This window comes from Mariniflexile sp. HMF6888 (assembly GCF_044335535.1).
Taxonomy (GTDB): Bacteria; Bacteroidota; Bacteroidia; order Flavobacteriales; family Flavobacteriaceae; genus Mariniflexile.
Genome location: NZ_JBIQVZ010000003.1, coordinates 498,651 through 519,466, shown reverse-complemented (window position 1 = coordinate 519,466; position 20,816 = coordinate 498,651). Strand labels below are relative to the sequence as shown.

The 20,816-nt window shown below is 35.9% G+C and carries 18 protein-coding genes; 13 read left to right on the top strand and 5 right to left on the bottom strand.

Features of this window, described 5'->3' with window-relative positions; translation table 11 throughout:
* The 3 genes from ACGLWY_RS10865 to ACGLWY_RS10855 all read left to right on the top strand — a co-directional run.
* On the top strand, positions 1–1,205 hold a 1,205-nt coding region (locus ACGLWY_RS10865; RefSeq protein WP_396619690.1), incomplete at its 5' end, for a gliding motility-associated C-terminal domain-containing protein.
* A 41-nt stretch (positions 1,206–1,246) separates the two neighbouring features.
* Positions 1,247–2,149, top strand: a complete 903-nt coding sequence (locus ACGLWY_RS10860; protein ID WP_396619689.1) for a type IX secretion system membrane protein PorP/SprF — start codon at positions 1,247–1,249, stop codon at positions 2,147–2,149.
* A 13-nt stretch (positions 2,150–2,162) separates the two neighbouring features.
* Positions 2,163–4,112, top strand: coding sequence for an OmpA family protein (locus tag ACGLWY_RS10855; RefSeq protein ID WP_396619688.1), 1,950 nt, complete (start codon positions 2,163–2,165; stop codon positions 4,110–4,112).
* Between the two features lie 116 nt (positions 4,113–4,228).
* Here the strand turns inward: ACGLWY_RS10855 and ACGLWY_RS10850 are convergent, their stop codons facing one another.
* A complete protein-coding gene (locus ACGLWY_RS10850; RefSeq protein ID WP_396619687.1) occupies positions 4,229–4,555 on the bottom strand; it encodes a ferredoxin in 327 nt (108 codons plus the stop codon).
* 299 nt (positions 4,556–4,854) lie between these two features.
* On the opposite strand from ACGLWY_RS10850, the gene ACGLWY_RS10845 reads away from it, so the two are divergent.
* The 7 genes from ACGLWY_RS10845 to ACGLWY_RS10815 are packed head-to-tail and all read left to right on the top strand — an operon-like array spanning position 4,855 to position 10,299.
* Entirely contained in the window at positions 4,855–5,280 is a 426-nt protein-coding gene (locus tag ACGLWY_RS10845) for a SoxR reducing system RseC family protein (protein WP_396619686.1), read from the top strand.
* Between the two features lie 6 nt (positions 5,281–5,286).
* Entirely contained in the window at positions 5,287–6,177 is an 891-nt protein-coding gene (locus ACGLWY_RS10840; RefSeq protein ID WP_396619685.1) for a Fe-S cluster domain-containing protein, read from the top strand.
* Positions 6,170–7,498 carry an electron transport complex subunit RsxC gene (gene rsxC / locus ACGLWY_RS10835; RefSeq protein WP_396619684.1) on the top strand — a complete coding sequence of 443 codons (1,329 nt, stop codon included), beginning with the start codon at positions 6,170–6,172 and terminating at the stop codon, positions 7,496–7,498. The genes ACGLWY_RS10840 and rsxC overlap by 8 nt, the downstream gene beginning before the upstream one ends.
* A gap of 2 nt (positions 7,499–7,500) precedes the next feature.
* The gene (locus ACGLWY_RS10830) at positions 7,501–8,511 is read left to right on the top strand and encodes an RnfABCDGE type electron transport complex subunit D (RefSeq protein ID WP_396619683.1); all 1,011 of its coding nucleotides are present in this window, start codon (positions 7,501–7,503) and stop codon (positions 8,509–8,511) included.
* A 2-nt stretch (positions 8,512–8,513) separates the two neighbouring features.
* Positions 8,514–9,110, top strand: coding sequence for an RnfABCDGE type electron transport complex subunit G (locus ACGLWY_RS10825; RefSeq protein WP_396619682.1), 597 nt, complete (start codon positions 8,514–8,516; stop codon positions 9,108–9,110).
* Positions 9,111–9,115: 5 nt separating this feature from the next.
* Positions 9,116–9,721, top strand: a complete 606-nt coding sequence (locus tag ACGLWY_RS10820; RefSeq protein ID WP_396619681.1) for an RnfABCDGE type electron transport complex subunit E — start codon at positions 9,116–9,118, stop codon at positions 9,719–9,721.
* 2 nt (positions 9,722–9,723) lie between these two features.
* Positions 9,724–10,299, top strand: a complete 576-nt coding sequence (locus ACGLWY_RS10815; protein WP_396619680.1) for an electron transport complex protein RnfA — start codon at positions 9,724–9,726, stop codon at positions 10,297–10,299.
* A gap of 192 nt (positions 10,300–10,491) precedes the next feature.
* Here the strand turns inward: ACGLWY_RS10815 and ACGLWY_RS10810 are convergent, their stop codons facing one another.
* Positions 10,492–11,505, bottom strand: a complete 1,014-nt coding sequence (locus tag ACGLWY_RS10810; protein WP_396619679.1) for a 2-oxoacid:ferredoxin oxidoreductase subunit beta — start codon at positions 11,503–11,505, stop codon at positions 10,492–10,494.
* Positions 11,506–11,507: 2 nt separating this feature from the next.
* Positions 11,508–13,376 carry a 2-oxoacid:acceptor oxidoreductase subunit alpha gene (locus ACGLWY_RS10805; protein ID WP_396619678.1) on the bottom strand — a complete coding sequence of 623 codons (1,869 nt, stop codon included), beginning with the start codon at positions 13,374–13,376 and terminating at the stop codon, positions 11,508–11,510.
* Between the two features lie 238 nt (positions 13,377–13,614).
* Here ACGLWY_RS10805 and ACGLWY_RS10800 point away from each other — a divergent pair, with 238 nt between their 5' ends.
* The 3 genes from ACGLWY_RS10800 to ACGLWY_RS10790 all read left to right on the top strand — a co-directional run bounded on the left by ACGLWY_RS10800 (position 13,615) and on the right by ACGLWY_RS10790 (position 18,608).
* Positions 13,615–13,965, top strand: a complete 351-nt coding sequence (locus ACGLWY_RS10800; RefSeq protein WP_396619677.1) for a 4Fe-4S dicluster domain-containing protein — start codon at positions 13,615–13,617, stop codon at positions 13,963–13,965.
* Between the two features lie 486 nt (positions 13,966–14,451).
* The gene (nifJ, locus tag ACGLWY_RS10795) at positions 14,452–17,982 is read left to right on the top strand and encodes a pyruvate:ferredoxin (flavodoxin) oxidoreductase (RefSeq protein WP_396619676.1); all 3,531 of its coding nucleotides are present in this window, start codon (positions 14,452–14,454) and stop codon (positions 17,980–17,982) included.
* Positions 17,983–18,233: 251 nt separating this feature from the next.
* Positions 18,234–18,608, top strand: a complete 375-nt coding sequence (locus ACGLWY_RS10790; protein ID WP_396619675.1) for a hypothetical protein — start codon at positions 18,234–18,236, stop codon at positions 18,606–18,608.
* 183 nt (positions 18,609–18,791) lie between these two features.
* Here ACGLWY_RS10790 and ACGLWY_RS10785 read toward each other — a convergent pair whose 3' ends face one another.
* A complete protein-coding gene (locus ACGLWY_RS10785) occupies positions 18,792–19,037 on the bottom strand; it encodes a NifU family protein (protein WP_117173236.1) in 246 nt (81 codons plus the stop codon).
* Complete coding sequence (locus ACGLWY_RS10780; RefSeq protein WP_396619674.1) at positions 19,038–20,177, bottom strand: P-loop NTPase; 1,140 nt, start codon at positions 20,175–20,177, stop codon at positions 19,038–19,040. It abuts the gene before it with no gap.
* Positions 20,178–20,816: the final 639 nt, after the last annotated feature.

The window sequence follows — 20,816 nt, the reverse complement described above, 5'->3', positions numbered from 1 at the left end:
ATTCTTTTGGCAATGCGGCCATGTTGGCAACGCCAGAGGTCCCGACTATTTCATCCGTCGCAGCGACCTGTTCGGCCGCGGGAACAAGTACCATCACCAATTATAGCGCATCGAACACCTATACTTTCAGCCCAACGGGACCAACCGTTGAGGCAGATGGATCGGTATCGGGAATGGCCCTGGGAACTTCCTATACCGTGACATCAGGAAACGGAAATTGTACTTCGGTTGCCTCTGATTCTTTTAGCAATGCGGCCATGTTGGCAACGCCAGAGGTTCCAATTTTGGGTGCTGTAACTCAACCAAGTTGTACAGGAGTGGCAGGTAGTTTCATTATTACAAACTATGATACTAACTATACTTATACCTTTATACCTTCGGCAGGAGTAACTAATACTTTAGGAGTCGTAACAGCACCTGCTGGAACTTATACAGTAACAGCTATATCAGGATCAGGTTGTGTTTCAGTAGCATCTGCAAGTGTAACACTTACTAATTGTATAGATGCTGTGGATGACGATTATGCTCCAAGTATTTCAATAATAAAAACGGGGATATTCAATGATAGTAATAATGATGGCTATGCTCAACCTGGTGAAACCATTACTTATAGTTTTACAATAACTAATACTGGTAATGTACCATTGACAAACGTTACAATTACGGATCCTTTACCAGGTTTAATTTTAACAGGAAGTCCAATACCTATTTTGGGAGTAGGAGAAACAAATAATAGTGCATATACCGCTGTTTATCCCGTAACCTTAAATGATATACAATTAGGTTTAGTAATAAATCAAGCAACTGTAACTGGGTATTCAAACGAAACAACCGTTGAAAGTAGTACTGAAGAACAAACAACTCTTAATGAAGAGCCAATAGTATTACCTGAATCGGATTGTGTCATAGAGGTATACAATGCAATTACTCCTAATGGAGACAATGAAAATGAATTCCTTAAAATTGATGGATTAGAATGCTATCCAGACAATAAGGTAGAGATATACAACCGTTGGGGAGTTTTGGTATTTGAAAGGAGTGGCTACAATAATTTAGACAAAGCTTTTAATGGAATGTCAGAAGGACGAGTTACTGTTAACCAATCTAAATTATTACCTGCAGGAACCTATTTTTATATTCTGACATATAAAGACAATAATGCCAAAGGCTATCAAAAAACGGGATATTTATATTTAAGTAGATAAATCGACAACTAAGGAATCTAATTCCTATAAAATATAAAATTATGAAAACAAAATTATTAGTGTTACTTCTGTTATCAGGTGCTATATATGGCCAGCAGGACACACAGTTTACCCAATACATGTACAATACAATTACTGTAAATCCAGCGTATGCAGGATCGCGTGGAGTCATGAGTGTCTTTGGGTTGCATAGAACACAATGGGTTGGATTGGAAGGTGCTCCAACTACGAATGCTTTTTCTATTAATTCACCCATAGAAAACAGTAATTTAGGGATTGGATTGTCTTTTGTAAATGATGAAATAGGGCCAACGGTTGAAAACAAGATTTCAGTAGATATATCATATACGATTCAAACCTCAGAAATCTTTAAACTATCATTTGGGATAAAAGGAATGGCCAATCTGTTCGATTTAGACGTAAATAAGTTGAATTACAGTAAAAATGATCCCTTACTAATGGATATTCATAATGATTTTTCTCCCAATATAGGAGCTGGAATTTATTTGTATTCAAACAACTCCTATTTAGGGGTATCGGTTCCAAATTTTTTTGAAGCCGAACATTATGATGATAATTCCATAGCTATATATAAAGAACGTATGCATCTGTATTTTATAGGGGGATATGTTTTGAATTTGAATCCTAATCTAAAATTCAAACCCGCCTTTTTAACCAAACTGGTTCAAGGCTCCCCTTTACAATTGGATTTATCGGGAAACTTTTTATTCAACGATAAGTTCGTATTAGGAGCCGCTTGGAGATGGAGTGCTTCAGTAAGTGCCATGGTAGGGTTTCAAGTAAGTGATAACATATATATTGGCTACAGTTATGATTTGGAAACAACAAAATTAGTCCATTATAATTCTGGGTCACACGAGATTTTTTTACGATTTGAGATATTGAAAAATCCAAACAGAATAGTGTCACCAAGATTCTTCTAAAATACCAACAAGAATGAAAAATAGAATTATATATATAGTATTAGCAACGATTACATCGGTAAATATGATGCAATCGCAAAAGTTTAAAAAAAATAAAGCGGACAATGAATATAACCAGTTTGCTTATGTTGATGCCGTCAAAACCTACGAGCGCTTATTTGAGAAAGGGTATAAGTCGGCTGACATGTTGGAAAAATTAGGAAATTCCTATTACTTTAAAGCCGATTTAGAAAATGCTGCCAAATGGTATGGAGAACTGTTCGCCCTCACCCAAGAGGTAGATCCCGAATATTATTACCGTTACGCTCAATCGTTGAAAGCAATTAAAGATTATAAAAAAGCCGATGAGATGATGGCTAAATTCAACCAAAAAAACGGCAATGATTTAAGAGCTAAATTGGCTATTACACAAAAAGATTATTTAGCCCAGATTAAGAAAAACTCTGGAAGATATTTATTGGAAGATGCTGGAATCAACTCAGAGTTTTCTGATTATGGAAGTGCTTTTTATAATAACAAAGTGATATTTGCATCAGCAAGAAAAATGGAAGGTTTTGGAAATAAAAAAAACTCTTGGACAGGAGAGAATTATACCAATCTATATGTTGCCAATATCGAAAAGGAGGGGCTTCTTACCAATGCAGAACTTTTTAATAAAAAAATAAACTCTAAATTCCACGAATCTACACCCGCATTTACCAAAGATGGCAAAACAGTTTATTTTACAAGAAACAACTATTTAAACAAAAAAGGGAAAAACAAAGAAGGATCTACTTTGTTAAAAATATACAAAGCTACTTTGGATGGAGATAATTGGACTAACATCACCGAATTACCTTTCAACAGCGATGAATACAGTGTTGCTCATCCAGCCTTGAGTTCCGATGATAAAACCTTATACTTTGCATCCAATATGCCTGGAACTTTAGGACAATCGGATTTGTTTAAAGTAGCGATCAACTCTGACGGAAGTTATGGAACACCAAAGAACTTAGGAAACGTCATCAATACCGAAGGTAGAGAAACTTTTCCGATGATAACTGCTGACAACGAATTGTATTTTGCTTCAGATGGACATCCAGGATTAGGAGGATTGGACATTTTTGTTTCTAAAGTAGAAAACGACAGTATTTATAAAAAGGTGCAGAATGTTGGAGAACCATTAAACAGTTCCAAAGACGACTTCGCTTTCTTAATCAACAATTCGACAAGAAATGGCTATGTAACTTCCAATAGAGATGGTGGAAAAGGGAGTGATGATATCTACCGATTTCAAGAAATAAAGAAAATTGAATGCGAACAATTATTATCAGGAATTGTAACGGATCAAAACACGGGTTTGCCGATTGCCAATGCAAAAGTTACTTTATCTGATTCCAATCACAAAAAACTAAAAGAAGTTTTCTCCGGCAATGAAGGTGAATTTGATTTTGGAATAGTAGGTTGTGGCACAAAATACTATCTCAGAGCAGAAAAATCAGATTACAATACTGTTGAAACCTCAATTGTTACCAAGCAAGAATCAGGCAAAACATTTGTACCAATTGAATTAGAAAAAGCACAAAAACCAGTCACTCCAGGAGACGATTTAGCTAAGGCATTCAAAATAAAAATCATCTATTTTGATTTAGACAAATCAAATATACGTCCTGATGCAGCATTAGAACTAGCAAAAATATTGGATGTATTAGAACAATACCCAACAATGGAAATAGACATCCGTTCCCATACTGATTGTCGCCAAACGGCTAAATACAACATGTCATTGTCTGAAAGAAGAGCTAAATCAACCATAGCTTGGTTGGTATCAAAAGGCATCGCAAAATCAAGACTTACGGGAAGAGGATATGGTGAATCACAACTGGTTAATGACTGTGGTTGTGAACCAACCAATGAATCTAGTTGTACTGAAGAACAACATCAGGACAACAGACGAAGTGAATTCATTATAATGAAGCTATAGCGTTATGGATATCATAAAATCCGAAAAGGTTTATGGGATGCCATAGAAGAACGCACCATAGAAAACCATTTGGCTACCACCTAAAAAAATGTCCCGAAAATTTCGGGACATTTTTTTTAACTCTCTGGAGCTAATTCTACCTGAAGTCCATTCATGTCGGGAGTCATTTGAATTTGACAACCTAGACGACTATTTTCCCTTACATCAAAAGCTTCAGAAAGCATGGCTTCTTCATCATCGCTCATTTCTGGCAAAGCCGTATTGCTCAATACATAACACTGGCAAGAAGCACACATAGCCATACCGCCACAAATACCGATAGTTCCCTCCGGAGCCAATTCGTAAGAACGAACAACTTCCATTAAATTCATCGCCATATCCGTAGGTGCTAAAACTTCATGTGTTACACCTGCTCTATCTGTTATATTTATTTTAATATCCATCCTACTGCTTTAATAAAGTTAGGAGTTTTATGCTTTATTGCGTTGTTTCATCTATACCGTATAGAAAAAAATCTCTGCAAAAATAACACTTAATTTATAAATATCAAATCTATTTCCTATAATTCTTATAGACTTAATAGGTTTTACGTAAAATGAAAAAAAATGCCATATTTTTTTTCTTTAATCGCAAAATACGAATAAAACTTACGAATAATTTCAATAGCTGACATAAATCATAAAATTGCCAATAGCAAAATACTAACTTCACCCTATGAATTTCACGATAACTAGAGGTAGTTATGAACGCTCAAACTAACAATAATCAATTTATACATTCCGGTGTCATTTCAAAGATAACTGGCGATTCCATTATTGTATCCTTAGAACAAAATATACATTGCGAATCCTGTAAAGCTAAGGCAGGATGCGGTATTTCAGAATCCAACACAAAAGAAATAGAGGTATTTAATACATCCGACTCTTTTAAAATCAATGAAACTGTAAATGTTGTTTTAAAAAAAGCATTGGGTTTTAAAGCAGTCTTTTGGGCATATATTTTCCCATTTATTTTAATGTTTTGCACCCTTATTATTTCATCTTACTTTTTAGAAGAATGGATCGCAGGAATCCTTTCCATTCTTGTATTACTACCCTATTATCTGGTACTCTATTATTTTAAAGACGCTCTTAAAAGTGTTTTTAAAATTTCAATACTAAAAACATAATGAAGTATGTCAAACTCCGTCTTATATAGTGTTTTATTATTAGCCTCTTTAGGAGTCATTGCCGCCATTGTATTGTATGTGGTTTCTAAAAAATTCTATGTTTATGAAGATCCATTAATTGCAAAAGTTGACGAAATATTACCAGCTGCCAATTGTGGAGGATGCGGATCTCCAGGCTGTAAAGCTTTTGCCGAAAAACTAGTTAAAACAGAAGATATATCTGAATTATTTTGCCCTGTCGGAGGCAACACTGTCATGAAACAGGTTGCAGAAATTTTAGGTAAAGAAGTTGCAGAAAAAGATCCGACACTCGCTGTGGTACTTTGTCAGGGTGGCTGCGATGTTCGACCAAAAACCACCGAGTACCAAGGACCGCGTTCCTGTACTATTTCAGCAATGATATATAGTGGAGAAACCGATTGCCAGTACGGCTGCTTAGGCGATGGTGATTGTGTTGCAGTGTGTAAGTTTGATGCCATGTACATGGATGAAAACACAGGGCTGCCTGTTGTTATTACAGATAAATGTACGTCCTGTGGCGCTTGTGCTGAAGCTTGTCCAAGAGATATTATTGAAATGCGCCCTAAGCACAAAAGAGATTTAAAAATATTTGTTGGTTGCCTAAACGAAGATAAAGCTGGTATTGCTAAAAAAGCTTGTGATGTGGCATGTATTGGATGTTCAAAATGCCAAGATATTTGCCCCAAAGATGCCATAACCATGGAAAACAATTTGGCCTATATAAATGCTATTACATGCACACTTTGTAGAAAATGTGTAGATATATGCCCAACACGCTCTATTATAGAAACCAATTTTCCACCAAAAAAAGTAAAGAAGGTTGAACCTACAGTGGAAGCTATTGCTGAAGCTGAAAAACCAGAAACCGATGATTAAGACATTTCCAAAAGGCGGAATTCATCCTCCAGAAAATAAAATAACATCTTCAGAAGGCATCAAAAAAATGACGGTACCTAAAGTTGTATATGTCCCCGTGTCGCAACATATAGGGATTCCGGCGGAAATAATCGTTGACACCAAAGACAAAGTGAAAATTGGGCAAGTTATAGCTAAATCTGGTGGATATGTATCTTCTAACGTACACTCACCAGTTGCAGGAACAGTTACAAAACTTGATAAAATAATAGATACAAGTGGTTATAAAAAACAATGTATCGTTATTAGAACGGACCCTAAAGACACATCGAATTTTGAAGACATAGAATATCCTTTAAAAACCGATATTGAAATAGAACCCAAAGCCATTTTACAAAAAATAAACGATTTTGGCATTGTTGGCTTAGGTGGCGCCACATTTCCATCACATGTGAAATTAAATATTAAAGAAGGCACTACCATAGATCATCTCATTATTAATGGTGTAGAATGTGAACCTTATTTAACTGCCGACCATCGTTTAATGCTTGAAAAAGCGGAAGAAATAATAGTTGGTATAAAAATATTACTCTTTGCATTACATATTGACAAAGCTATTATTGGGATTGAGAATAATAAAAAAGATGCTATCGACCTCTTTAAAACACTTACTAAAGACGACAACACCATTAAAGTAGCAGCGTTACAGGTGAAATATCCGCAAGGGGGAGAAAAACAACTTGTAAGAGCTATATTAAACAGGGAAGTTCCTAAAAACGGATTACCACTGGATGTTGGAGTTATAGTGCATAATGTAGGAACCATTTTTGCCATTTATCAAGCCATTCAGCACAACAAACCATTAACTGAACGTGTCGTGACGGTGACTGGTAAAAAAGTTAAAAACGCTTCAAATTACTGGGTTAAAATAGGCACCCCCATTAAAGATTTAATTGACGAAGTTGGTGGGTTGCCAGAAGGAACCCGTAAAATAGTTAATGGTGGCCCAATGATGGGAAAAGCTATTAAAAACCTAGATGTTCCCGTAACAAAAGGAACTTCTGGAATTTTAATTATTTCTGAAGATGAAGCTAGCAGAGGCGAACCAAAAAACTGCATTCGCTGTAGTGAGTGCATTAATGTTTGCCCAATGGGATTAGAACCTCATCTTCTTATGAATTTATCTGAAAAAGGCATGTTTGAAAATGCTTCAGCAGAAGATATTATGACCTGTATTGAATGTGGTTCTTGTAGTTATGTTTGTCCATCACATCGTCCGTTGCTAGACTATATAAGATTTGGAAAAAATAGTGTCAAAAAATTAAACACTTCTAAAAATTAGCTATGAGCAATCAACCTATAATCGTATCGGCGTCTCCACATGTTCACTCAGACAGAACATCAAAAAAACTTATGTATGATGTGATAATCGCATTGATACCAGCATTTTTGGTTTCTATATATGTTTTTGGAATGAGTGCTTTAATTGTTACCTCGGTAGCTATTATATCCTGTGTTTTATTTGAATACTTAATTCAAAAATACCTATTGAAATCGGATGTAACCATAACCGATGGATCGGCCTTACTCACCGGTATTTTATTAGCATTTAATTTACCTTCAAACCTACCCATTTGGATGGTTGTAATTGGTGCATTGGTTGCCATTGGTATTGCAAAATTATCCTTTGGTGGTCTAGGCTTTAATATATTCAACCCTGCTTTGGTAGGTCGTGTGTTTTTATTGGTGTCATTCCCTGTACAAATGACGATGTGGCCAACTGCGATTGAAAACAACACAACATTAGTTGATGCCGTAACTGGAGCGACATCTTTAGGCACTATAAAAGAAGGCTTATTGGCCGGAGATACCATGACCGAAATTAGCACAAGAATCCCTTCTGCCATAGACATGTTATTTGGTTTTACAGGAGGTTCTCTTGGCGAAATGTCCGCCCTAGCATTATTACTCGGAGGAGTTTATTTAATAATAAGAAAAGTTATTTCTTGGCACATACCTATAACCCTGATACTTACCATGGTGGTTTTTACAGGTGTTTTTTGGGTAATAAATCCAGAACACTATGCCAACCCTGTCATTCATATTTTATCCGGCGGAGCTATTTTGGGCGCCTTTTTTATGGCGACCGATTTAGTAACGAGTCCTATGACCAAAAAAGGCATGGTAATTTTTGCTATTGGCATTGGAGTGCTAACCGTTTTAATTCGGCTTTTTGGAGCATATCCTGAGGGTATTTCCTTTGCTATTTTAATTATGAACGCCTTTGTACCATTAATGAACAAATATTTTAAACCTCGAAGATTTGGTTCTAAAATAAAAGTTAAAATCGTGTAATCATGAGCAAAAAAGAATCCACATTTTTAAACATGGCTGTGTCGCTTTTATTGATAACACTCCTATCTGGCTTGGCTTTAGGCTTTGTAAACGATTTAACCATTGAACCAAAGGCAAAAGCCCAGCTAAACAAAAAAATAAGTGCATTAAAGCAAGTGCTCCCCGAATTCGACAATAATCCTGTTGAAGATTTAAAAAAATTCAAAACAGACTTAGCAACCGATAGTATTGAAGTGTATCCTGCTTTTAAAAACAATGAATTTGTTGGGGCTGCCGTTATTAGCTATTCCGAAAAAGGATTTAGTGGCTTGGTAAAGATTATGGTCGGTTTTAAACCCGACGGATCTATTCAAAATATAGCCGTTTTAGAACAAAAGGAAACACCCGGTTTAGGCACTAAAATGAAAGATAAATCATTTTTAAAACAATTTGAAAATATAGATCCTTCAGTATTCAAACTAAAAGTAAAAAAAGACAATGGCGATGTTGACGCTCTAACAGGAGCAACCATTAGCTCCAGAGCATTTACTGAAGCTGCTCAAATGGCATACAGTGTTTATGTTAAAAACCTTGAATCAACTAAAGAATCCAAACATTAAGAATCATGGCCGAAGAACTAAATCAAAAGCAAAACTTCTTAAAGGGAATCATTAAAGAAAACCCCATTTTTGTAATGCTTCTAGGTATGTGCCCAACATTAGGGGTTACCTCATCCGCATATAATGGCTTAGGTATGGGAATTGCCACCTTGTTTGTCCTATTAATGTCCAACATCGTGGTATCTCTAGTTAAATCCCAAATACCAAGTAAGGTTCGTATTCCTGCCTTCATCATCATAATAGCTTCATTTGTAACTATTGTAGAAATGATTTTAGAAGCTTTTATTCCGTTTTTATATGAACAACTGGGTATCTTTATTCCCTTAATTGTAGTAAACTGTTTAATACTTGGTAGAGCTGAAGCGTTTGCTTCAAAAAACAACCTGACCGCTTCAATCTTTGACGCTTTAGGAATGGGTTTGGGCTTTGTATTGGCTTTAACCGTTTTAGGTGCTGTTCGCGAAATACTGGGAAGTGGTAGCTTATTTGGTTTATCATTTGTTCCTGAAAATGCAAATACCTTCATTCTGTTCATTTTACCACCGGGGGCATTCATTGCTCTATCTTATTTAACGGTACTTTTTAATCGTTTAACAACTAAAACAATTTAGATATGGATTATGTAATTATCCTCATAGCTGCCGTATTTGTAAACAATATAGTGCTATCTCAATTTTTAGGGATCTGTCCGTTTTTGGGTGTTTCAAATAAAATTTCTACATCTATTGGAATGTCTGGAGCCGTTTTATTTGTAATGACGATTGCCACAACAGTAACTTACTTATTACATCAATATGTTTTAATCCCTAGCGGATTGGACTACCTAAGAACCATCACATTTATTTTAGTAATTGCTGCTTTGGTTCAAATGGTTGAAATTATTCTGAAAAAAGTAAGTCCGGCATTATATCAAGCTTTAGGGGTTTTTCTTCCTTTAATAACCACTAACTGTGCCGTTTTAGGTGTTGCCATTTTAGCACTGGGTTTAGAAAATAGCAGTTTAATAAAAGCGGTGTTTTTTGCCATATCAAACTCACTGGGTTTTGGTTTGGCTTTAATAGTTTTTGCTAGCATACGGGAGCAATTAGAACTTGCCAACATTCCCAAAGGCATGAAAGGCGTCCCCATTAATTTATTAGTTGCAGGGCTTTTATCACTAGCGTTTTTAGGCTTTACTGCTTTGGTTTAAATAGTTAAATAAAAAACGATATCATTACAACATCTTAGTTCAAGGTGATAAACTTACTTTGTAACTTTTAACGGTTTAACCGTGTAATCGTTGAATCGTATATCACAAACTTCATTGGTACAAACTCTGAACTTTAAACTTTGAACATTAACTTCGTCAAAATTTATATCGAGTTTACTTAAATAGTATTACTTATTTCACCTCATAAACTTCACCTGAAAAGAAAAGGTCATCAGTTTTTTTGAATTTTGAATTGGATTTGACTGCTTCAGTTAAAGCTTCTTCTCTTTCTTCTAAAGTAACATCATCAAAACTTCTTATGATACCTGTTACTAAAGGAAATTTTAATCGTACTAACATCTGATGCATGGTTGGGTCTTGTTCTTTTGCATTATGGACTAAAATATCGGCTTCCTCAATACCATTTTCCCCTATAGTTACAACTTCCAATTTTAATCCGTTTAACACCAAACCTTTATCTCTGTTTTTACCAAAAACCATAGGCTTTCCATGTTCAACAAACAACTGTTTATCCTCCCGAATGTCTTTATCGGTAAACTGGGTATAGCAACCATCATTAAAAATCACACAATTTTGTAATACTTCGATTAATGATGTGCCGTTAAATTTTTCAGCTTGAATAAAAATATCGGTCATTTCTTTTGGAGTATTCCCTCCTATCCTTGCAAAAAACCGAGCTTGGGCGCCTATGGCTAATTCCCCAGGTTGGAAAGGAGGTTGCGTATTTCCGTAAGGTGATGATTTTGTTTTTTGACCAACAAGAGAGGTTGGTGAAAACTGGCCTTTGGTTAAACCGTAAATCTCATTATTGAACAGAATAATATTTAAATCTATATTTCTACGTAAAACATGAATAAAATGATTTCCTCCTATCGCCATAGAATCACCATCGCCCGTAATGACCCAAACACTTAAATCTGGATTTGCCAACTTAACTCCCGATGCTATGGCTGGTGCTCTACCGTGAATCCCATGCATACCATATGTATCCATATAATACGGAAATCTTGAGGAGCACCCTATACCAGAAATAAAGACGACATCTTCTTTCTTTACACCCATTTCTGGAAGTGCCTTTTGCATAGAACGTAAAATAACATAATCGTCGCAACCGGGGCACCAACGCACTTCTTGATTGCTTGCAAAATCCTTAAACGTGTATTTTTCAACGGCTATTGTTTCCATAATTAGTCTACTATTTTTTTAAATTCCGTGATTAGTTCACTATTTCCAAATGGTAAGCCTTGAATTTTGTTGTATTGAGACAATCCACCTATATCAAAATTCATTCTTAAGATATTTATAAACTGACCATTGTTTAACTCACATACCACAATCTTTTTAAACTTTCGTAAAACAGATTCGGTGTTTTTTGGCAACGGATTTATATAATTAAAATGAGCGTACCCAATTTTAGTATAACCTTCTTTATTTAATTCCTTAACGGCGGAATGCAAACTACCATAAGTACCACCCCAACCAACAACTAACAAATCGCCTTCTTGGGCAAATTCCGTAGTTAACTCTGGTATATAATTTTGTACACGCTTGATTTTTTCTGCGCGTATTTTGGTCATGAATTCATGATTTTCTGGAGCATGCGACACATCTCCTGTAATTTTATCTTTTTCCAATCCGCCAATTCGATGCTCTAAACCAAAAGTACCTGGCACTGCCCAGTTACGAGCTAGCGTCGCTTCATCTCTGTCATAAGGATGCCAATTCTCTGTAACTTTGGTCACTTTATTATTTTTAATTTCTGGCATTTCGGAAACACTTTTTATTTTCCAAGGTTCTGAACCATTAGCTATATAACCATCGGTTAATAAAACAACAGGCGTCATATGTTCTAAAGCGAGTTTTGCAGCTTGGTATGCATAATTAAAACAATTAGAAGGGGTACTAGCCGCCAAAACAATCACGGGACTTTCCCCATTTCTACCATACATAGCCTGCATTAAATCTGATTGTTCTGTTTTGGTTGGCAAACCGGTAGAAGGACCGCCACGTTGCACATTGACTACAACTAAAGGCAATTCTACCATCATCGCTAATCCTAATGCCTCACCTTTTAAAGCTAAACCGGGTCCCGAGGTTGTTGTAATTGCCAAATCACCAGCAAATGCAGCTCCTATGGCAGATGTTATGCCGGCTATTTCATCTTCAGCTTGAAACGCTTTTACACCAAAATGTTTATGCTTAACAAGCTCATGCAAAATATCTGTGGCAGGTGTAATAGGATAGGAACCTAAGAATAATTCTAGCCCCGACTTTTCTGCTGCTGCTAAAAAACCCCAAGCTGTTGCAGTATTACCTCCAATTATCCGATAAGTACCAGCCTCCATTTTGGCTGGTGAAATGGCATATGCATTTGGAATTAACTCTAATGTTTCTGCATAATAATAGCCTGCATTTAACACTTTCGTGTTAGACTCAATTAAATGTGGTTTTGATGCGAATTTTTTATTAATAAAATCGATAGTGTGCTCTGGTGAACGATTGTACATCCAATACACCATACCTAAAGCAAACATATTTTTACTTCGAGTTATGATTTTATTATCTAAATTCTCAACATTCTTTAAAGCCTCTTTTGTTAATGAAGACATGGAGACTTCTATGACTCTATAGTTTTCTAGGCTACCGTCTTTAAGCGGATTTGTTTGGTATTGCGCTTTTTCTAAATTCTTTTTTGTGAATGCATCGGTATCTACAATAATAGTATGTCCAGGTTTCACTGAATATAAATTAGTTTTTAACCCAGCAGGATTCATGGCTACCAATAAATCCACATCATCTCCCGGCGTACTAATCTCCACACTACCTATATGTACTTGAAACCCGGAAACACCATATAAACTTCCTTGTGGCGCCCTTATTTCAGATGGATAATTAGGAAATGTTGCTATATCATTACCAAACATAGCAGATGTATCTGAAAATTGCATGCCCGTTAGCTGCATTCCGTCACCAGAATCGCCAACAAATCTTATTACTACGGCATCCAGTGCTTCGTGCTGAAGATTTTTATTGTCTGTAATAATATTAGCTATCATAAGAAATTAATTTACTTGATAATCGAGATTTGAATGCTCCGAGGCTTGCCTCGAATTTTTAATGTTCTTCCTATAAATGCCCCGTGGGCTTATACAGAGGTAGTTGACTTAAAACCAATACCTTAAAAAAAGTCTTTACACGTAAATATAACTTACCTTTTTTAGTTTAAAGGTGACAAATGTCATATTTAAACTGAAAATTGAAAACTACTTTTATAACTCTAAACACAAATTAATTATGGCAATTATTATAACAGATGAATGTATTAATTGTGATGCTTGTATCGTGGAGTGTCCAAATAATGCAATTTATGAGCCTGGTCAAGAATGGGCTTTTGCAGACGAAACAGCTTTAAGCGGAACTGTAACTTCGCCTACTGGCGAAGAAATAGATGCCGATAAAATGAATGAACCCATATCTGATGAGTTTTATTTTATTGTGCCAGATAAGTGTACCGAATGTAAAGGGTTTCATGACGAACCACAATGCGCTTCGGTATGCCCTGTCGATTGTTGCGTTCCAGATGTAAACCATGTTGAATCAGAAGATGCTTTACTAGAAAAGAAAGCATGGTTACACGCAGAGTAACACAACCTAATACCATTTAAGAATTTATTTTTCTTTTTCGCAATAATTTCTATCGTTTTACAGTCAATGAAATTATGCACTATAAAATGAGGGTTTCAAACGGAGGGATTCCCTCATTTTTTGTTAATTCATTAAATGCAGATTATCCCACAGAAAATTTATTATGACCTGAAATAGAACGAAATGAGATTCACGAATACCAATAAAAAATGATAAAAACTATAAGCTAAATAAGATGCTGCGATTGATTTTCCTCTTTCAGCATAACAATGTCATGATTCAGTCAGTGAAATCACTTATTTTATTGGTCTTTCAGCCTTCATCATGAAGTTCTATTGCATAATCAGGGCAAAAAACAAGGCACCACATGACAATTATCATAGTCTAGATGCTATTCAAATTCTAATTTTAAGAAATTTATTTAATTGACCTGTCGGGTTTTAATTGGTTCATAAAATCTTACTTGGTCTAAACAATAAGAACATTATGGAAAAACAATTTTCAAAACTAATTTGCGATGCTAATGAGGCCGTTGCAAGAGTTGCACACAAAACCAATGAAGTGTGCGCAATCTATCCAATTACTCCTGCATCTCCCATGGGCGAACACGTAGATGTATATAGCTCAAAAGGACAGAAAAACATTTGGGAAAACATCCCTCGAATTGTAGAAATGCAGAGTGAAGGTGGTGCTGCTGGAGCTGTTCATGGATCTCTGCAAGCTGGTGCCTTAACCACAACCTTTACAGCATCACAAGGGCTACTCCTTATGATTCCTAATATGTACAAAATAGCAGGTGAACTATTACCTTCTGTAATACATGTGGCTGCAAGAACCATTGCAACCCATGCACTATCTATTTTTGGTGATCACTCAGATGTTATGGCAGCCAGACAAACAGGATTTGCTATGTTGTTTGGCGGCTCGGTTCAAGAAGCACAAGACATGGCTTTAATTGCTCAAGTAGCAACCTTAAAATCCAGAGTCCCTTTTCTTAATATTTTCGACGGATTTAGAACCTCACATGAGATTTCAAAAATTGATGCTATTCCAGACGATATTATTATAGCCATGATGCCAGAGGACAAAATTTTAGAGCACAAAAAACGCTCTCTTGACCCAGATCATCCAGTAATACGAGGAACCTCACAAAACCCCGATGTTTTTTTCCAAGCCAGGGAAGCTGCTAATTCGTTTTACGAAAAAGTACCTGGTATTGTTGAAGAAACCATGAATGAATTCTACAAACATACCGGCAGACAGTATAGTTTATTCTATTACGAAGGCCATCCAGAAGCAGAACGCGTTATCATATTAATGGGTTCTGGAGAAGGTGCTGCAAGAGAAGCTGTAGAAACTATGGTGCATCATGGTGAAAAAGTAGGTGTACTATTTGTTCGCTTGTTTAGACCTTTCTCTATTAAGCATTTTGTTGATGAATTACCAAAAACCGTTAAAAAAATTGCAGTTCTTGACAGAACGAAAGAACCAGGCAGTGTTGGCGAACCACTTTACCAAGATGTTATTACAGCATTAAATGAAAGCGATAGGGAAATGCCTGTTGTAGTAGGTGGACGTTATGGTTTATCATCAAAAGAATTTACGCCTCAAATGGTTAAAGGTGTTTATGACGAACTATTAGACGACAAACCTAAAAACCATTTTACAGTTGGCATTAATGATGACGTGACCTTTACGAGCTTACCAATTGACAGAAGCTTTGAAATAGAAAGCAGCACTATTAATTGTATGTTCTACGGTTTAGGATCAGATGGTACTGTTGGAGCAAATAAAAACTCCATCAAAATTATTGGAAAAACTACTGATAATTATGTGCAAGGTTATTTCGTTTATGATTCTAAAAAAGCAGGCGCACAAACCATTTCCCACTTACGTTTTGGTCCCAAACCAATATATTCTACATACTTAATTGATAAAGCAGATTTTGTTGCGAGCCATCAATTCAATTTTATTGAGAAATACAATATGGTTGCCGATTTAAAACACGGTGGAACCTTCCTATTAAACGCCCCTTATTCCAAGGAAGACATCTGGAATCAATTACCAAAAAAACTACAAAAAGAAATTGTTGAAAAAGAAATCAATTTCTATGTAGTTGATGCCACAAAAGTAGCAGCAAACTCCAATTTAGGTAAGCGTACAAACACTGTATTACAAACATGTTTCTTCGCCATCTCTGGTGTTTTACCAAAAGAAGAAGCAATTCAACGTATTAAAGATGCTATTGTAAAATCGTATTCCCATAAAGGAGATAGGATTGTACAAATGAATTTCACAGCTGTAGATAATGCCTTAGCTAACCTTCAAAAAGTAGCATATCCAAAAGCTGTAACGAGCGAAAAAGACCTGCAAACAGCTATGACGAATGCGCCTGAAGGATTTGTAACCGATGTATTGGAAAAAATCCTAGGGGGATTTGGCGATGAGCTTCCCGTAAGTGCATTTCCTGTTGATGGCACCTTCCCTACAGGAACCTCACAATACGAAAAAAGTGGTATTGCCGATATGGTTCCTATTTGGGATGATGCAAGCCTATGTACACAATGTAATAAATGTGTCGTTATTTGTCCGCATGCTGCCATTAGAGCAAAAGTTGTAAATAATACCGAATTAGCAAACGCACCCAAAACATTAAAATCTGCAGGAGCTATAGGTAGACCATTTAATAAAAATGAAGAATCTTATGTGCTACAAGTATCTCCCCAAGATTGTACGGGTTGCGATTTATGTGTAGCTGTTTGTCCTGCCGTTAGTAAAGAAGATGAAAACTTTAAAGCTATTAACATGCACAAAAAACTTTCTGTTGAAGCTGAAGAAGATGTTAATTGGGAATACTTTATTAATCTACCGGATTACAATAGAACGGAATTACAAATTACAAACGTAAAAGGGTCCCAATTTTTAGAACCTTTATTTGAATTTTCCGGTGCTTGTTCTGGTTGTGGAGAAACACCATACGTTAAGCTATTGACCCAGTTATATGGCGATAGCATTTTAATAGCAAATGCAACGGGATGTTCTTCAATTTATGGTGGTAATCTACCAACAACACCTTATAAAACCAATAAGTTTGGTAGAGGTCCTGCTTGGGCAAATTCATTGTTTGAAGATAATGCTGAATTTGGTTTAGGTATGAAATTAGCCTTAAGTAAAAAACAAGAAATTGCTGTTAACCTACTTAAGTCTATTGAAGATGAAGTTGGTACAGACTTAGTGGATGCCATACTAAATAATCCAGAAACTACTGAAACAGAAAAAGCAGAAAACTTCAAAAACCTTGACAAATTAAAAGAAAAACTTATTGGTTTAGATAGCGGAAATGCTAAAAAGCTTATGCAACTTACAGAATACCTTCGTAAAAAATCTGTATGGATTTTAGGTGGTGACGGTTGGGCATACGACATTGGTTACGGTGGTGTAGATCATGTTTTAGCTTCAGGAGAAAACATAAATATTTTGGTAATGGATACCGAAGTTTACTCGAATACTGGCGGACAAACATCTAAGGCAACACCTTTAGGTGCTAGTGCAAAATTCTCTGTGTCTGGCAAACGAACCCACAAAAAAAGCTTAGCATTACAAGCTGTTTCTTATGGAAACGTATATGTAGCACAAATAGCCATAGGTGCTAAAGACCTTCAAACGCTTAAAGCAATAGAAGAAGCTGAAGCCTATCCAGGACCGTCAATAATAATCGCCTACTCACATTGTGGTGAACATGGTTACGATCTTGCTAACGGTGTCTCACAACAAACAAAAGCTGTAGACAGTGGTTATTGGCCACTATTTAGATTTGACCCTTCTAAACCAAAAGGCCAGAAGTTTAAATTAGACTCTAAAGCGCCTTCAATTCCGCTTAAAGACTTCATGTATAACGAAACCCGTTTTACCAGAGTTGCTAAAGAAAATGCAGAACTTGGAGCGAATCTTTTAGAACAAGCCCAAACAGAGGTTAACTCTAATTGGGAAAGACTGGAACTTTACAGAGACATTTAAGATATGTCTTTTGAAAGAGACTGTCGAAAAAGTCTAGTTCTATGTCATATTGAGCCTGTCGAAATATTTTAACTCACTGGTAATCAATATCGGTTTCGACAAGCTCAACCTGACAAATTAAATTTAAAGGACTTTTTAGATAGCCTCAAGTATAAAAAATCTCCATTCTATACAATTCCAATAGGATGGAGGTTTTATAAACCGAACTCAAACTGAGTTCATTTAAAACTATTAACAATAAATTTTTTATCATGGACCAAGATGCCACTAAATTTTTTGTAAATGCCGCACAAAAACTAAACCAAGCAAATAAAGAATTATACAAACCCGAAGAGGATATTGTATCTTATTTGGTATGTAAAAATTCTCAAGATGCCATTGAAAACTACCTAAGAGGCTACCTTATAAAACATGAAGTTGAAACAAATCAATATAAAACCATAGAAAGCTTGTTCCAACAGTGTAAAATTATAAACAAGAATTTCGGAAAAATAAAATTAGTAGACTTGAATTGTAAAGCACAAAACACTGATAATAAATTTTGCAACGAGGTCTCTAAAGTTAGTCATTGCTTCGAAATAGCCAATAGCCTAGAAACTTTACTTAAAAAAGAAAAGGTTATTTAATTAGAGCCTGTTTAAATTTGTATGATTGGATATTCTATAGGTCATTTTTGATGCAAAATGAGGCGAAATCGAAGATAATGGCAGGGCCATTTGATGAGGTTTCAACGAAATTGTGCCCAAAAAGGGGCATAGAAAAACAATTGATATAAATTTAAACAGGCTCTTACAGTGTGTAAATGACATTTAAGCGGAAATATTCACAACCTGCTCTATTTGCGGAGCATACTTTTTTATAGTCATTTCTACACCCGATTTTAGTGTCATTTGGTTTACTGTACAACCAACGCACGCCCCTTGCAACTGCACTTTTACCAAGGTATCATTATCTTCTATTGATAACAATGAAATATCGCCCCCATCGCTTTGTAAAAATGGACGAATCTCATCTAATGCTTTTTCGACATTTAGTCTAACTTCTTCTGACGTCATTTATTTCTTTTTAACTGCTGAACATCCAGCCATAGTTGTAATTTTTATAGCCTCGGTAGGCGGTAAACTATCGTTTCGTCTCACAACTTCTTGCACAACATTCTGTGCTAGTTTTTCAAATGCTTGCTCTAACTCAGTAGCTGTTTGTAATGCCGCTGGCCTGCCCACATCTCCCGCTTCACGAATACTTTGCACCAACGGTATTTCGCCTAAAAATGGCACTTGTAAATCGTCTGCTAAATTTTTAGCACCCTCTTTTCCAAAGATATAATATTTATTGTTTGGCAATTCCTCTGGTGTAAAGTATGCCATATTTTCTATAATTCCTAATACTGGTACATCAATACTTTCTTGTTGAAACATGGCAACACCTTTTTTAGCATCTGCCAATGCCACATTTTGCGGTGTACTAACTACCACAGCACCTGTTATTGGAAGCGATTGCATAATGCTTAAATGAATATCGCCAGTACCTGGAGGTAAATCAATTAGCATAAAATCCAGCTCTCCCCAATGGGCATCAAAAATCATTTGGTTTAAAGCTTTGGCTGCCATAGGTCCTCTCCAAACTACCGCTTGATTTGGTTGGGTAAAAAAGCCAATAGACAACACTTTTACACCGTAATTCTCAACGGGTTTCATTTTAGATTTTCCATCGATATTAACCGCTAAAGGTTTTTCAGCTTCTACATCGAACATAATAGGAATGGATGGTCCGTAAATATCGGCATCCAGCACCCCTACTTTAAAGCCCATTTTAGCCAAGGTTACTGCTAAATTTGCCGTTACGGTAGATTTCCCTACACCACCTTTACCCGATGCTATTGCTACAATATTTTGAATCCCCGGAATAGGGTTTCCTTTAATAACATTTACTTTTGGTTTTGCTGGAGCGTCAACTTTTACGTTCACGGTAATTTTAGCTTTTTCGTAAACCTGTTCGTGAATGGTCTTTAAAATATCGACTTCGGTACGTTTTTTAGCTTGTAAACTTGGATTTTTTATAGTAATATCAACAATAACCTCATCGCCAAAAGTCACTACATTCGTTACAGCACCACTTTCAACCATGTTTTGTCCTTCACCAACTACCGTAATAGATTCTAAGGCTTTGAGTATATCTTGTTTGTTCAGCTTCATTGTATACTTAAATTTATTCTAAAACGCAAAGATACTGTGAATTATTTAAAATTTAAAGCTATTGAATTGAAATGATTTATGGAGATATTTACTTTGTTTATAAATATGATTTTTGTTTGCTTTTTGTGAATTTTTGGATAATTAGGAAATAAAAAATCAAGAAACAAAAGCTGTAGTAATTTCTTTTGAGGTTACTGAAGTGGTTTAAACTTTTTCTATTGAAGTGAAAATCAGTCGTTTTTCGTCCAATCGAAGTCTTTTTCGAGTTCCATAGCATCGCTACGGAAAGAAAAAAAGATGTAGAGTGGGCAAAAAAGGGCGATTTTTTAGCCAATTGGAAAAAGTTTAAACCGCTTCATTGTCAATCCCAGAACATTTTTAAGTGTTACCTCAAGAGAAGTCAGCACACATACACCTAGTGTAGATTGTTTTTCACATGTTGTAACAATTCCTGCTTTTACTAATTTATTGTACTCTTCGGCACATAATCTTTCCCTGGATTATTCGAATTTATTCCTTGTATTTGGCTACTACAATTTGCAGTGAAATAAGGGTTCGTATCATCACAATCCGGGCCTTTGGTTATAACATCGGTCCATCTTCCCGGTGCAGTAGGCATGGTGGAGGACATTTGCACAG